Annotated in this window: 11 protein-coding genes; 10 read left to right on the top strand and 1 reads right to left on the bottom strand. The window is 70.1% G+C overall.

Features of this window, described 5'->3' with window-relative positions; genetic code table 11:
* Window positions 1-414 precede the first annotated feature (414 nt).
* Window positions 415-2,847 carry a helix-turn-helix domain-containing protein gene (locus tag L0U85_RS08785; RefSeq protein ID WP_241377379.1) on the top strand — a complete coding sequence of 811 codons (2,433 nt, stop codon included), beginning with the start codon at window positions 415-417 and terminating at the stop codon, window positions 2,845-2,847.
* A 17-nt stretch (window positions 2,848-2,864) separates the two neighbouring features.
* Here L0U85_RS08785 and L0U85_RS08790 read toward each other — a convergent pair whose 3' ends face one another.
* The gene (locus tag L0U85_RS08790; RefSeq protein ID WP_241377380.1) at window positions 2,865-4,181 is read right to left on the bottom strand and encodes a cytochrome P450; all 1,317 of its coding nucleotides are present in this window, start codon (window positions 4,179-4,181) and stop codon (window positions 2,865-2,867) included.
* Window positions 4,182-4,481: 300 nt separating this feature from the next.
* On the opposite strand from L0U85_RS08790, the gene L0U85_RS08795 reads away from it, so the two are divergent.
* The 9 genes from L0U85_RS08795 to L0U85_RS08835 form a co-directional block, all read left to right on the top strand.
* Complete coding sequence (locus L0U85_RS08795) at window positions 4,482-5,573, top strand: hypothetical protein (protein ID WP_241377381.1); 1,092 nt, start codon at window positions 4,482-4,484, stop codon at window positions 5,571-5,573.
* 214 nt (window positions 5,574-5,787) lie between these two features.
* Window positions 5,788-6,564 carry a hypothetical protein gene (locus L0U85_RS08800; RefSeq protein WP_241377382.1) on the top strand — a complete coding sequence of 259 codons (777 nt, stop codon included), beginning with the start codon at window positions 5,788-5,790 and terminating at the stop codon, window positions 6,562-6,564.
* Between the two features lie 681 nt (window positions 6,565-7,245).
* Complete coding sequence (locus L0U85_RS08805; protein ID WP_241377383.1) at window positions 7,246-8,115, top strand: isocitrate lyase/phosphoenolpyruvate mutase family protein; 870 nt, start codon at window positions 7,246-7,248, stop codon at window positions 8,113-8,115.
* 12 nt (window positions 8,116-8,127) lie between these two features.
* On the top strand, window positions 8,128-9,054 hold the full coding sequence (locus L0U85_RS08810) for a 3-oxoacyl-[acyl-carrier-protein] synthase III C-terminal domain-containing protein (protein WP_241377384.1): 927 nt from the start codon (window positions 8,128-8,130) through the stop codon (window positions 9,052-9,054).
* Window positions 9,055-9,073: 19 nt separating this feature from the next.
* Window positions 9,074-11,260, top strand: a complete 2,187-nt coding sequence (locus L0U85_RS08815) for an iron-containing redox enzyme family protein (protein WP_241377385.1) — start codon at window positions 9,074-9,076, stop codon at window positions 11,258-11,260.
* Between the two features lie 11 nt (window positions 11,261-11,271).
* A complete protein-coding gene (locus L0U85_RS08820) occupies window positions 11,272-12,417 on the top strand; it encodes an acyl-CoA dehydrogenase family protein (RefSeq protein WP_241377386.1) in 1,146 nt (381 codons plus the stop codon).
* Between the two features lie 26 nt (window positions 12,418-12,443).
* Complete coding sequence (locus L0U85_RS08825; RefSeq protein ID WP_241377387.1) at window positions 12,444-13,559, top strand: cytochrome P450; 1,116 nt, start codon at window positions 12,444-12,446, stop codon at window positions 13,557-13,559.
* Window positions 13,556-14,587 (top strand): saccharopine dehydrogenase, encoded by a 1,032-nt coding sequence (locus L0U85_RS08830; protein WP_241377388.1) that lies wholly within the window; start codon window positions 13,556-13,558, stop codon window positions 14,585-14,587. The genes L0U85_RS08825 and L0U85_RS08830 overlap by 4 nt, the downstream gene beginning before the upstream one ends.
* Window positions 14,580-15,398: saccharopine dehydrogenase C-terminal domain-containing protein (locus L0U85_RS08835; RefSeq protein WP_241377389.1), on the top strand; the 819-nt coding region annotated here is incomplete at its 3' end. The genes L0U85_RS08830 and L0U85_RS08835, both read left to right, overlap by 8 nt.

The following is a 15,398-nucleotide window of genomic DNA, read 5'->3' on the forward strand; positions in this document are numbered from 1 at the left end:
CTCCTGTCTCGTTCGTCGGAGACTGAGACTGGACGAGAGGCGCCGATTCATCGCCATGAGACGCGCATCACCTGACCATGCCCACGCCCCGGCGGACGGGACCGCCACGAGAATCCCCGAACTTCTTCACGACGCCTGACCCTTGGTCGTATCCAGGGCTCTTACGGCCGCACATGCCGCACCGGCCCGGCAACGTGCCCAAGGATCCGCGAGGCGTCGTTCAGCAGGGTTCCTACGGGAAACCAGCTGCACGCCGATCTCCGCAGCAGCTGGGCGTTTGCCAGCCGGGCGCGAGACCTCCATCGACAGCGGCCCAAGTACCCGCTCGCTTGCGCGCCCGGCCAACTCGCGGACGACTTGGACCACCAGACGAGGCGTCCGCCGCCATTGGCCGCGCATGCTTATCATCTCGCCATGCCCGAACCCGACCTCCGCTTCAACCTCCGGCCGCTCCGTGCGCGGGCGATGATGTCGCAAGAGGAACTCGCCCTCAAAGCAGGCGTCGGCACCCGCACCATCCGTGACATCGAATCGGGCAGGGTGCGACCGCAGCCCAAGACGCTGCGCCTCCTCGTCAAGGCCCTGGGCCTCAACGAGTCCGACTGGCACGCGCTGTCGAGCGGAGCGCCGGACAGGACACCCGTGAAACCCCGGGAGCTGCCCCGAGCGCTCGCCGCGTTCACCGGCCGGGAACGCTACCAGGAGGCGATCCTCGCCGCGGTGGCCGACGGCGCCGCCGTCGTCACGATCCACGGCATGGCCGGCGTCGGGAAAACCTCCCTGGCAGTGTGGGCCGCCCACGCTCTCGCCCCCGAATACTCCGACGGTCAGCTGTTCGTGGACTTCCGCGGATTCGCACCCGCGGCCGGATCCCGCCCCAGCCTCGAATCGGTGTTGACCCGTGTGCTGCGCAGCTTCGGCCTCGCCGACCAGGCCGTCCCAACGGACGTCGACGAGATGACCGCCCGATACCGCAGTGTCATCGCCGACCGGCGCGTGCTCCTGATGCTCGACAACGTCGCGAGCACGGAGCAGGTGGAGGCGCTGCTGCCGGGAACACCCGGCGGCCTGGTCCTGGCGACGAGCCGACGCGACCTGTCAATGCTCGTCGGGGCATACGCGGTGCGGCTCGAACCGCCGCCGCTGCCGGAGGCCACCGCAATGCTCGGTGCCGCCCTCGCCGACCGGATCACCGAGGAAGAGGCGGCCGAAGTCGCTGAGAGCTGCGGGCGCCTGCCCCTCGCAATCAGCTTGGCGGCGGCTCGCCTGCGCAGCCGTCCGCAATGGAGCGTAAAGGACCTGCTCGTCCGCCTCGCCGACGAGGACCGCGCTCTCGACGAACTCGACATGGGACACGGTGTCGCCGCAGCCCTCAACGCCTCCTACCTCGAACTCGACGCCGATCACAGGCGCCTGCTGCGGCGGCTCGGCCTCGTTCCCGGCGACGACGTGGACGTCCGCGCAGCCGCCGCACTCTGCAACTCAGGGGAGGAGCAGACGGCGATCATGCTAGAGGCCATGGTGGACGTACACCTCGCCGAAACCCGTTCCCCGGGCCGCTACCGCCTCCACGACCTAGTGCGGCTCTACGCGCTCAAACTCACGAAGTCCGAAGACACCGAGCACGATTCAAGCGCGGCACTCCTGCGGCTGATCGACCTCTCCGTGCACCTCACCTACCAGGCCGCCGCACGCATCTGGCCGAAGAAGCGAATCTTCACCGAGGGCGCTGCGGCACACGACCTCGGTCTCGCCGACTTCCCCGACCGGCGAAGCGCACTCGCGTGGTACCAAGCCGAACGCGGCAACCTCGTCGCGGCCGTCGAAGCGGCAGAACGCGCTGACGACCCCGAACGCGCCTGGCACCTCGCCACCGCCTTCAACGCGTTCCGCATGCACGACCCGGACATCGGCGCCCACGTCGCCGTCAACCGCATCGCCCTCAACAGCGCGCGCCGTATCAAAGACACCCGCAAAGAGGCATACACCCTGGGCGAGCGGGGCGTGCACCTCGTGGCCGCCGACCGGCCCTGGGACGCGCTGCGCTTCCTCTACCGCTCCGCCACGCTCAAGCGTCAAGTCGGGCACATCAGCGACGCGGCGATGACCTTCGCCAACATCGGCATCCTGCACCGACGTTCGGGGCGGTTCGCGAAGGCGATCGAGGTCTACCAGACGGCGCTCGCGCTGGCGGAAGAAGCCGCAGACACGACCTCGGCGGCGTCCATCGGGGTGAACCTGGTGGTGCCGCTGATTCGGCTCGGGCGCCTCGCGGAAGCCGAACGGACGCTCGCGCACGCGAAACGCCGCATGGACTCTCACGACGACTACAACTGCATCCGCCTCGAGGGCTTCCGCGGGGTGCTCGCCCGCGAGCGCGGCGAGCCGGCCGAGGCGCTCGAAGCGCACTCCGTCTGCCTCGACGCGTGCCGACGAGAGAGCATCCCCGCCGGGGCGACCACGACGCTCATCGAAATCGGCGAGGACCTGCGATCGCTGGGTCGGCTCGACGAGGCCGTCACACGTCTCGGCCAGGCCGTGGCGTCCGCCGAGGAACTGGCCGACGCGTCCTTGGAGCGGTCGGCGCGCAACAGTCTCGGCCGCGCGCTCACCGACTCGGGGCTGCCGGAAGCGGCGATCGGCGAGCATGGCCGTGCGGCGGCCCTCGCAAGATCCGCGGAAGACCCGTACGAGTTCGCGCGGGCCCACCACGGTATCGGCGATGCCCGCGCCCGGCTCGGCGACGCGGCCGCCGAGCGGCGGCACCTGCGCCGCGCCGCCCGGGCGTACGCCGACTGCGGCGTTCCCGAAGCCATGACGGTCGCCGAACGCTTGGGCCGCGCCTGACACGCCGCGGCCGTCAGTCATCGCGCATCAGGGACGACGCGGACCCTGAAGCGCCGGGGTCGCATGATCGAGCCCCAATGCGGTCGCGGCGGGCCCCGCCACGCCGTCACCGTCCGGTCGAGAAGCAAGTCGGCGGCGGTCTCGAGCACCGCATTGGCGATGTGGACGCCGGTGCAGATCCGGGGCCCGGCGCCATAGGGCAAGTACGCGTGCTGGTCGTGGACTTCATCAGCGAGCCATCGGGCCGGATCGAACCGGCTCGGGTCTGCCCGCCACCAGCGTGGGTCGGTATGGAGCAGATACGAACTGATGAAGACCGAGGTGCCGGCCGGGATCGATACGTCACCGAACACGGTGTCCTCGACCAGCTCCCGGCTGGTGAGCGCGATGACCGGGTACGCCCGCAGGGTCTCCTTGACGACGGCCCCCGCCCAGTCGCGCCGGTCGGTCGCCTCGGGCCGGATGAAGTCGTGCTCGGCGTTGGCGGCCAGTAGCCACGCCAGACCGCTGCCGCCGACCGCGTAGAGATTGCCGAGGTTGATCGACAGCGTCTGCGCGATCTCGACGTCGGTGAACGCCGGACGGTCGTCATCGCGGGCATCGAGGAGCAGATCGAGCAGATCCGAGGGAAGCACGGCTGGATCACGGGAACGGCGGCGCATCTGGACGTGCGCCACGAGGGCCTCGATCCAGGCGTCGTTGGCGCGAACCCGGCGACGGGCGAAGCGGGACATCCACTCGGGCAGCTCGATCGGGGACGTCCCCTGCGGGAGGAGATGATCCGCGGCCTGGACGAGCAGACTCCACAGATCTCCTTCCAGGTCCCTGACGAACACCTCGCCGGTCGCCTCGAGGACGACGCGTTCGCAATCGGGGAGGCGGACCGGGGCGTGCTCGGCCGCATCCAGGAACCGCCGGAGGTGCAGGCGGATGACCGGGTCCGTCCGTTCGGCGATGTCCCGGCCGAGTCGGTGCCACTGTGCAGTGCGTCTGCCTGCCATCCACGTCTCGACGCGGTCGCGGATGAGGGGCCGCCGTCGGAGTCCGCGCGGCGTTTCCGGCGGGTTGACGCGGGTCTCGCGGTTGGTGCGGGCCAGCACCCAGTGCACCCACTCGGGGCGGGTGAGCGCGACCCTGCCTGTGGCGAAGGTGAACACGTCGCCGTACTCGTCCCCGAGGCGGGACAGGCACGCCATCGGGTCGCGGTCGAAGTCGTCGGGAGGCAGTCCGAACGGCCGCGGGGCCGGCCCGGGCGGGGAGATGGCCGTATCCGGCGTGAAGCTGGAGGCTACGGGTGCCGCACGGAAGCCGGCACCGCGACCGTTGGGATCCATGGCTACTCGGGGTAGTGGAGGCGGTAATAGTGGCGGGTGACGACCTTCCCGCCGACAGCGCGGGCCACGAGGGCCCTGAACAGACTCTTCATGTTCGCTCCGATTCATAAGGGCGCCAAGACGCCGCTGCAAGTTCTCAGTCGAGTACAGCAGTGCGAGTTCACGATGGCGAGGCGTCGAACCGGCGGGAAACCGGCGGGATCAGTGCGAACGGCGGCAATAAGGGCCAAGCGCGGCATAGCCTTTCAGCGACCGGCAGAAGACCCGGTCGCACCTCTGTACCCGAAAGGAAGATGACGAATGGCAGCGACGGCGCAACGAAGAGGCCGCAGGGCGTTGACCGCCACGGCAGCGGCCGCGGCGGTCACCGCGACCGGGGTGCTCTCAGTCCAACCGGCCGCGGCTGAGGAACCGGCCCCTGAGGCGGCGCAGACCTGCGTCATGGAGACCCTCCCGATCCCCGAGGGCCTCATCGCGACGCAAGTCAGCGGCATGAGCGACGACGGCTCGGTCATCGCGTACTACGCCCTGCCGCTCGACCAGACCTGGCCCGACGGACTCGGCGCCTATCCGCGCCTGTACACCGACGGCCAAGTGACCGAGGTGCCGATGCCCGGCGACCACCCTCGGCTCCACGACGTCAACTCCGAGGGGACCGCCACCGGATACACCAACATCGACGGCGACGACATCCCGTACGTCTGGCGCGACGGCGCGCTCTCCCAGCTGCCGAGCCCGAACGGCGGCCAGGCCCACGGGATCAACGAGCACGGCGACATCGTCGGCGCCCTCGGCTCGTACCTCCAGCAGCCGGTCGTCTGGCCGGCCGACGGCAGCGGGCCGGTCGACCTGCCGCTCCCGGCGAACGCCGAATGGGGGATGGCCACCGGCATCGGCGACGACGGCACGATCGTCGGCTATCACTCCGACGGCGAGACCGGCTCGAAGCCGTACGTATGGCGCCCCGACGGCACCGCCGCGGATCTGCCGATGCCCGAAGGCGTCGCACTCGCCGACGCACACTCCGTGCCCTTGGACCTGAACGGCGACTGGGCCTCTGGCATCATCTTCGCCCCGGGCCTCGAAAACTCGGGCATCCGATGGAACCTGGCCGCGGATACCGCCGAGATGACCGACCTGAACTACTCCGTGGCGGTCAGCGCCGGCGGAACCGTCGCCGGCTATCTGCCCGGCCTCCCCACCGCGGCCTTCCAGACGGAGGACGCCATCGTCGAGCTTCCGGGAGCGGTCGATGCCGCTTACAACCCCTCTCGTGACGAGGCCGTCGAGATCAGCGGCGACGGCACCCTGATCGCCGGGGACGTCTTCGTCGGCATCGACGAGGCGGGCCTGTACTACTGGAACGCCGTCACCTGGACCTGCTCCCGGTAGCGGGCGCTCGTCCCGGGCTCGCCCGGAGGTGTCTCGCCGGAATCCCGCCGGCGTTCTGCCTTGAAGATCGCGCCTTCCGCGGGCAGAATAGTCTCGGCGGCAAGCCCATGTCGCCAATCGACAGTGAGGAATCCGGCGAGATGCCAATTATGGTGAAGCGACGTCCGACCGCCGGCATGGCACCGGCACAGGACCGCATCGGACCGGTGGACCGGTGAGCGACGGGCGGGGATCATCGACGATCCAGCAGTTCGCGGTGAGAAGCCGACGCGTCGTCTTTCTCGTCGGAAGCGCTCTGGTCGTCGGTGGGATTCTCGCGATCCTCAGCGGCCGCATAGGCCTCGGTGTAGCCCTCCTCGTCCTCGCCTTCCTCGCGGTGTTGGCGCGCGGCCTCATGACGGTGATGCGCGGATGGCGCGCGCTGGCCGAGAGGGAACGCGCTCAGGCACCCCGCGTTCCGGTCCGAGGTGCCGACAACCCCGCACCGGTGGACCAGGTGGCCACCGCGCTGGTGGCGATGAACGGCGACGCGCTGCCATATCGAATCGACGCCACTCGGAGCCGGGACGGCGTACGAGTCGAGGTGCGGTGGAAGCACGAGGAGATGCGCTGGCAGACGCTCTTCGTGCGCGGGTCGCGGGCCTATGCCTGGTGCATGAAGGTCGACCTCGACCCGTCCACGGGGAGGTACAAGTTCATCGAGCATTCCGGGCAGGCGTCCTTCAACGCGGCGGCCGGTCCCACTGGGGCTGCGGCCTACGGGAAGTGGTCGTGGCAGAAGGGCAAGACGTTCGGCACCAGGTCGGGGACCTTCGTCGAGGCCGCCGACGGACAAGTGCACGTGACCGTTCCGGCCGGACCCCGCACGTCGTGGGAGGGCGCCGTCATGATCAAGCCCGCCGACGCCAAGATCCCGGTATTCACCGTCCTGCGGAATCACGGCTGGCGTCCGCGCTGGGACTGGTTCGGCGCGCGGATGTTCGAGAAGTAGACGCGGACGCCCCGACACCACGTCCTTTGTGCGTTCTCGGGTTGCGGCTCTGTCCGCTCGTCGCCGTCACCTGTGCCATCGCGCGGTTGCACAGAAGCCGACGTTGAACCACGCCTTCCGGTGCTGGTGGTGGTCATGTAGGGGTTGTTCCTCGGCGTGGTGCCGAGCTGTTGACCCTCGTCGGCGGCGCCCTTTGCCTGGTAGGTGTAGCGATCGGTTCGCCCTTCAGAGGGGAAACCCGTCGGTCCGCGACTGATCCGCTCGACGGCCCCGCGTTCTCCGACCTGTTCGTGTTGCGTTCGTCACTTCTTGTCGGCCCCGTTGGTCTCGCAGGTTCAAGATAAATTTGCACGGAATTTGTCATCTGATGCTCATGTGGCTGAATCGCATTCGAAATCTGTCACTTGACATTCAGTCAGCCTCAGTTCACCAAGTGCTCTCATCGAGGACACCCACTGGACTGTCGGATCATGGGACACTTGCGTTGAAAAGCGCAACGATCGGTCGAGGGTCGCGCGGAAGAACGGGTCCCTCCAAAGTGTCGATGCTTTGCTAATCTGATCCAGGCGCAAGCGGACATCGTCGGTACCGAACGAAAAAATCTCAAGATTGACAAAGTGCCGAATTAGACTGCATAGACGCCCTGAAGTCCATGTCGGATAGCTACAGGAAGACGCAGGTATGGTAGCCGATCGCTTCGCCATTGCCGAGGACGACGCCCGAATCGAAGCATCGCAGCGCCGCAAGTCCGAGGACTTCGCCCGACTCCACGCCGAGGACGCCCCCTTCGTTATCCCGAATCCGTGGGACGCGGGAACCGCGAAGATATTGCACGCCATGGGTTTCAGTGCGCTCGCCACCACCAGCGGCGGCTTGGCCGGCGCGCTGGGCAAGGTCGACCGCAACGTCGAAGTGACCCGTGAGGACACCCTCGACAACGCCCGCCAGATCGTCGCGGCGACCCCGCTGCCGGTCTCGGTCGACCTCGAGGACGGATTCGGCCGGTCGCCGGAGACGGTCGCTGAGACCATTGCGCTCACCGCATCCATCGGCGCGGTTAGTGGCTCTATTGAGGACTCAAGTGGTCGCGTTGAAGAACCGATTCGACCGTTCGACGAGTCGGTCGAGCGCATCGAGGCGGCGGTCGATGCGGCCCGAAACCTCGATTTTCCGTTCATGATCACGGCACGCGCCGAAAATTTCCTCTATGGACGACTCGACTTGGACGACACCGTCGCCCGGCTCCAGGCGTTCGCCAAGGTCGGCGCCGACGTGCTCTACGCACCCGCCCTCCCCGACGCCGAGTCCATCCGCCGTGTCTGCGCGGCCGTCGACCGCCCCGTCAACGTCCTCCTCGGCGCCGGCCAACGGCTCACCGTCCCCGAGCTGTTCGACCTCGGGGTCCGACGGGTCTCGCTCGGCTCCTCGCTGTCCCGTGCCGCCCTGGGCGCGTTCAAACGCGCGGCCGCCGAGCTCCTCGAGCACGGCACCTGCGAATTCGCCCGAGACGCGCTGACTATGGCCGACATGCGCGAGCTGATGGGCAAGTAGGGGACCTGGCCCATGGCATACCTCAGCGCGCCCCAGTATGTCCTGGGGGAGATCACCGAGCCCTATGACGTCGTCAAAGGCTGGCGCGAACGCGCCGAGGAACTCCAGATGGCACCGGTCCCCGAGCTCTGGGGATGGGGGCAGATCCGCCGCACCGAGCGGGACACCGCCGAACTGGCCATCGAATCCGGCCGCGCCACCATCGACCGCGCCGGCATCGACCCCGACGACATCGACGACCTGTACCTCTGCTCCACCGCCTTCCCGACCTCACTCGACGCCCAGACCGTCCTCGCCGCCCGAGTGCTGCGCGGCCTCGGCCTGCGCCGGGCGGCTCTCACCGGCGTCAGCCTCGCCCGATGCGCGAACCTGATGCTGGCCATGCGCGCGGCCTGCGCCGCCGTGGACTCCGGACAGGCCCGAACCGCCCTCGTAGTCACCGCGGACCGGATCGAACACGGGGCACACCGAATCGAGAACTTCGCGCTGTTCTCCGACGGCGCCGCGAGCTGCCTCGTCACCGCCGACGAACGCGGAGACGGCTTCCGCTTCGTCGCCGCGGCCGCTGCTCAGGACCTCGCCGCCACCGACCCCGGCGGCCAGATCTCGGCCGACCTCGCCGTCCAAGTCAACGAACACCTGCACCGCGCCACCGGCGTCGTGCCAGGCGACATCGCCCGCGTCCTCCACAACAACCTCTATCTCCCACTGGTGTCCCTCAAGGAAGCGCAGGCGGGCTTCGCGCCGGACCAGCTTCACCTCGACAACATCACCCGATTCGGACACTGCTTCGCCGCCGACCCGCTCATCAATCTCGCCGACCTCGCCGAAGCCGGTGAACTCCGCGACGGTGAGCCCTACCTCCTCGCCTCCAGCGTCCCCGGCATGCGGGCCGCCCTGCTACTGCACCACCACGCCCCGCGCCACACCCCGAAGTAGACACCCACCGGAGCGAACCATGCGCAACGCCGAACCTCAGACCGAGCCGCGCCTCGACACGACCACCTCCCTGCCGATCCACCCCCACCGCTTCTCCCCGGAGGCATCCGACGCGGCCGGGGCGGTGCTCGCCCGGCAACCCCGTGTCTGGCTCGAGCGCCTGCTCACCGACGCCGAATCCCAGAAGGCCCGCCTCCTCGCCCTCCGGATCGCTGACGCCGTGTTCGACACAGCCCCGGGCCACGCCGAGGCCGACCCGGCCGAACTCGTCCTGCACCGGCGCGAAGCCCTGCAGGCGCGCATCGACCGTCACCGCGGCGGCCCGGCATGGAACGGGCTCGTGCGCCAGCGCGCGCCGCTCGCGCTGATCGCCGGCTCCTGGCTCGACATGGTCTCCCAGCCCGCCACCGAACCCGCCGTCATCGTGAACCGACTCAGCGCCCACCGCCTCGCGCTCAAAGGCGACGGCGTCGTCACCGACTCCCTCGAAGCGGCGCGGCGCCGCGCTCTGGAGGCCGCCGGCATCCACTTGCCGGCCCTGCGCGCCGCCGACTTCACCCACCGGTCCGAGACCCGGCCGCTCACCGCCGTCCACACCGCCTTCTACGCCGCCCTTTCCCTGGTCTCGGCCACCCGGCTCCCCGAGGTCATCGGTGTCCACTGCGCGTACTTCCTCCTCGGCGTGGACGATCACGTGCTCGGCGGCGAGGCCGCCATCCCCGAGACAGACCTGCTCGCCGTCTTCGATCAGTACCGGCTCTTGTGCGACGGCTCGGCCACCGGCGAGGACGACTGGAACCGCCTCCAGCGCGCCGTCACGACCGTCCTCGCCCTCGAGGAGGAGCACCTCGACATGGCCGACGAGTTCGCCTCCTGGATCGAGCACCTCTCGATCGACGACAAGGTCGCCGCGATCATCGCCCGCCACATGCCCTTCGCCGGCAAGCAGCACAGGCAGGTCAAGGTCGGCGGGCGGCTCTTGACGGACTGGTTCGCCGACCCCGTCCGGACCGACCTCGCGGCGTTCCTCGATGCGCTCGGCTCTTCCCGTCAGGTGAGCCCCCGGGCCGACGGCACGGTGCGATTCATGGAAGCCATCAAATTCGGCGGGCCGATGTTCGGCATATTCGACGCCGAGGAGGCGGCGACGTTCGCCGAATGGGTCGACGCCGTCAACGCCGGGGAGCGCTGTGAGATCACGCTGTCCCCCAACGAGGCCGGCGACGCGGCGGCCCGGCGCTGGCACGACCGCATCGCAGCCGGGCCCGCCGCCGAGCGCATCGTGTTCGAACCGTCCGGCGGCCTCGACGACCGGGAGCTGTTCTACCGCCTGGTCAACGTCGAACAGTTCCCGAACGTGCTCCCGATGGCCCGCGAGCGCGCCGAGCAGGGTCTGACCGAGGCCGAGATCCTGTTCGAGCACGGCGGCGACGGCCGCTACACCGACGCCTCCTGGTTCGAGTACACGCCCAAGGCGCTCTTGGAACGCGCCGAGGCGATCTACTGGCGCAAGCTCGTGGAGCCCTACCGCAGGCTCGAGGAGGTGCCCGGCCGCGACGAGGTCGTCTTCGGCCAGAAACTCACCGCGTTCGGCAGCATGGTTGACGGTGCGTGGGCCCACCGTATCGGCGGGCTCGGCCGCTACGACCGCCGCGCCGACGGCATGCTGCTGGGCATCTACGCCGACGAGATGGGCCGCGGCGACGTCGCCAAGAACCACATCACCCTCATCCGCCGCGTCCTGGAGAGCATGGGCGTCCGCCTGCCGCACATACGCAGCGAACAGTTCAAGGACCAGGCCGAGCTGCCCGACATCTACGCCTTCCCGATCCACCAGCTGAGCCTGGCGCTATTCCCCGACTCCCTCTACGACGAGATCGTCGGCTACAACCTCGGCATCGAGATGCTCGGGCTCGGCGAGATGCGCCTGCACGAGATCCAGAAGCTGCGTCGCTGGGGCTTCGACACCGTTTACGAAGAGGCGCACCTGACCATCGACAACTTCTCCTCCGGGCACGCCCGCCAGTCGGTCGACCTCGTCAACGTCCACCTCGACGACATCGCCCGCCACAGTGGCGAGGAGGAGGTGCGGCGGCGGTGGCGACGGGTGTGGCGCGGTTACGCCTCGTTCGCCTACCACCTCGAGGTCGACCTGGTGAACCGGCTGAGGGCCGCACCGGAACTGTCCGCCGAACTGGTCATCTGAGGAGGGCCGCGATGACTCCCGCCGCCTTCGAGCCCGACGTCCTGCGCCTGCCGCTGTTCGGCGACCACCACCGGGACCTCGCCGACCGGCTCGACCGCTGGTGTGCCGAGCGCACCGGCGACTGGACCGACCCCGCAGCCGAGCCCGCGGACCGGTGCCGCGCCCTGCTCGCCGAGATCGGCGGCGCCGGCTGGCTGCGCCACCTCGACTCCGACCGGCGTGCATCGGACCTCCGATCCGTCTGCATCAGAAGGCAAGTGCTTGCCTACCACGAGGACCTCGCCGACTTTTCCTACTCCATTCAGGAGCTCTGCGCTGCCGCGATCGCCCGCTACGGCACCGAGGAACAGCGCCGACGCCACCTGCCGGGCCTCGCCGCCGGGACCGGGGCCGGAGCGCTCGCCCTCTCCGAGCCGGGTGCCGGCTCCGACCTGGCCGCCGTCGCTCTCGATGCCGCACCCGATGGCGACGGCTTCGTCCTGAACGGCGTCAAGACCTGGATCGCGCAGGGCGACATCGCCGACGTGCACGTCGTCCTCGCCCGCACCGGCGACGGCCCCGGCCCTCTCGGGCTCACCGCCTTCCTCGTCCCCGGCGATGCCCCCGGGCTCAAGGCATCGCCGATCGGCGCGATCGCGCCCCGGTCATGGGCCGAGCTCACGTTCACCGACTGCCGCGTAGGCCCCGACGCTGTGCTCGGCGAACGTGGACGCGGCTACGTGGTCGCCCTCGACGTCCTCGAACGCGCCCGCATGACGGTCGCCGCCGCCGCGACCGGCTTCGCGGGTCGCGCGTTCCACCTCGCGCTCGAACGCGCCCGGGCCCGCAGGGCCTACAGGGGCCGGCTCGCCGACCTCCAGCTCGTGAAGTCCTCGCTCGCGGAGATGCGCATCAAGTTGTCGGCGGCCTCCCTGCTCGCCGCCCGCGCCGCCTGGGCGGCCGACAGCGGCGAGGACTATGCCGAGGCCTCGTCGACCGCCAAGGTCTACGCCACCGAGGCCGCCGGCGAGATCGTCGACGCCGCCGTCCAGATCTTCGGCGCCGCCGGACTGGTCGCCGACAGCCCGATGGAGCGGCTCTACCGCCAGATCAGATCTCTGCGCATCTATGAAGGACCGTCCGAAGTGCTCCAGATGGGCATCGCCGAGGCCCTGTGACCGACAACGACCGACCGGGAGGCCCCATGACCACACCGCTCAGCGCGATCCAAGCGGACGACCCGTACTCGTACTACGCCCGACTCACCGCCGAGCGCCCCTTCGGGTTCGACGACGAGATCGGCGCCTGGGTCGCCGCCGACGCCGAAGCGGTCCAGACCGCCTTCAACGCCTCCCGGCTGCGGGTGCGCCCGAGCGGCAACGCCGTGCCCGCGCCCATCGCGGGCACACCGGCCGGCGAGGTCTTCGGCCAACTCGTCCGCATGCGGGACGACAAGGCCGCCGTCGAGCTCAAGACCGCCGTCGTCACCGCGATGTCCAAAACCGCTCCCGAAGCGATCGCCGAGGCCGCCCGCCGCTGCGCACGCGAAGCGCTCGAGGACGGCATCGACTACCGCGCACTGGCCTTCGGCGTCCCGGTCGCCGCCATCGGCTCCCTGTGCGGCATCCCTGAGAGCGACCTGCGCCGAGCGGCCGGTCTGACCGCCGCGTTCGTCCGCTGCATCCCCGCCTCCGCCACCGTCGACGACCACGCCGCCGCAGCCGAGGCCGCCGCCGAACTCCAGCCGCTCCTCGCCGCTGCCGCCGAACGCGACGGCCTGGCCGCCCGCCTCGTCGAGACGGCCGCCGCCCACCACGTCCCGCGGCCTCCGGCGCTCGCCAACGGCATCGGGTTGCTGTCTCAGACCTACGACGCGACCGCCGGACTCGTCGGCAACACCCTCCTCGGGCTGGCCCGCCACGACAGGGGCGAAGACCTGCGCGCCTTCGTCGAAGAGATTGCGCGCCACGACGCTCCGATCCAGAACACGCGCCGATTCGCCCACGAGCCGTGGAGCCACGCCGGCCAGACAGTCGAGGCAGGACAGACGATCCTGCTGCTCCTCGCCGCCGCCAACCGCGACCCGGCCCTCAACCCCAAGCCCGATGACTTCGATCCCGCGCGCCCGCATCCGGTCTCGTTCACCTTCGGCTCCGGCCGGCACGGCTGCCCAGGACGCGCCGTCGCCGTCGAGATCACCGCCGCCATCGTCACCGAGGCGGAAGCGGCCGGATGGACCCCGCGCGACCTGCCCGAACGGCACCCATACCTGCCGTCCCCGAACGCCCGCATCCCCGTGATCGAGGCGAACGCGTCATGACCGGCCCCCACCTGTGGCTCCGCGCCGAGACCCATCCGAGCGAGCGCCGCACTCCGCTCACCCCCGCCGGAGCGGCAGCGCTCATCGAGCAGGGCGCGACCGTGACCGTCGAGGACTCCCCGGCGCGCTGCCACCCGACGGAGGACTACCTCCGCGTCGGCGCTCGCGCCGCCGCCGCGGGCTCTTGGCCTGATGCCCCCGCCGACGCCTTCGTCCTCGGCCTCAAGGCACTGCCTGAAGGGGACGGGCCGATCACCGGCCGCCACCTGTACTTCGCCCACGCCTACAAGGGACAGGAAGGCGCCGACGCGCTGCTCGCCCGGTTCGCCGCCGGACGCGGCGAGATCCTCGACCTCGAATACCTCGCCGACGGCCAAGGCCGGCGCCTCGCCGCGTTCGGCCACTGGGCCGGCTACGCCGGTGCGGCCCTGGCTATCCGGCAATGGAACGGCGACTTCGACGGACCGCTCGCCCCGGCATCCAAGACCGAGTTCGACGCGGCCCTCCGACCGCCTGTGCGACGGCCCCGCGTACTCGTCGTCGGCGCACTCGGTCGCTGCGGGCGCGGCGCCCTCAGCGCCCTCGAACGCGTCGGCATCACACCCGTACCGTGGGACCTCGCCGAGACCGCGAGACTCGACCGCGAGGCGATCCTCGCCCACGACATCCTCATCAACGCCGTCGGCGTGACCGAGCCCGCCGAGATCCTGCTCGGGCCCGAGCACCTGCGGACTGGCCGGCGCCTGTCGCTGATCGTCGACGTCACCTGCGACGTCGGCTCCCCGTACCACCTGCTGCCGGTCTACGACCGCCTCACCACCTGGGACGTCCCCGTCCGCGCCTCCGCCGATGGCCTAGCGGTGATCGCGATCGACAACCTCCCGTCGCTGCTGCCGCGCGAAGCCAGCGACGACTTCTCCGCCCAGCTCGCGCCGCACCTGTCCCTGCTGCCTGACGGCGATGCCTGGAAACGCAGCCGCCGCGCCTTCCGCACCGCCCTGCGAGACGAGGAGCTCGACCATGTCTGACCGCATCACCGAACCGACCGGGACCGTCCACTGGATCGGCACCGGCCTGTCCACCGGCCGCACCGGACTCACCGCCCTCGACCGCACCGCCGACGTCGTCCTGTGGGGCCGCACCCGCGACCGCGCCCAGGCTCGCCTCGACACGCTCGGCGTCGAGGCACCGGTGACCGTCCGCGGGCTCGACGTCGACGACCCCGCCGAGGCCCTGCGACCCGGCGACCTACTCGTCTCCATGCTCCCGGCCGCGCACCACCCCGGACTGCTGCGCACCGCGATCGACGTCGGAGCCCACTTCGCCTGCACCAGCTACACCTCGCCGGAGATCGAGGCGCTCGCGCGCGAGGCGGGGGAGCGGCGCCTGACCGTCCTGACCGAGGCCGGCCTCGACCCGGGCATCGACCACCTCATGGCCCACCTGCTCGTCGGACGGGCCCGCGAGCGCCTCGGCGAGGACGACGTCCGCGTCTCCCTCGCCTCGCACTGCGGCGGCATCCCGGCCGAACCGGGGGAGTTCCGGTACCAGTTCAGTTGGGCCCCGTTGGGAGTGCTCACCGCGCTCGCCAGCCCTGCCCGGTATGTCAGGGACGGTGCGGTCCACGAGACTCCTCGCCCCTGGGAGGCCTGCGAGGACTACAGGCTCGACGGCGAGGTCTTCGAGGTCTACCCCAACCGCGACAGCACCGGATTCATCGCCCAATACGGTTTCCCCGCCGGATGGGCCACCGAGTCGTTCGTGCGGGGCACGCTCCGCCCACAAGGGTGGAAGCGGGCGTGGAAGGACGTGTTCGACGTCGTCGACTCCGGCGACCGC

The organism is Glycomyces sp. L485 (assembly GCF_022548875.1).
Taxonomy (GTDB): domain Bacteria; phylum Actinomycetota; class Actinomycetes; order Mycobacteriales; family Micromonosporaceae; genus Glycomyces.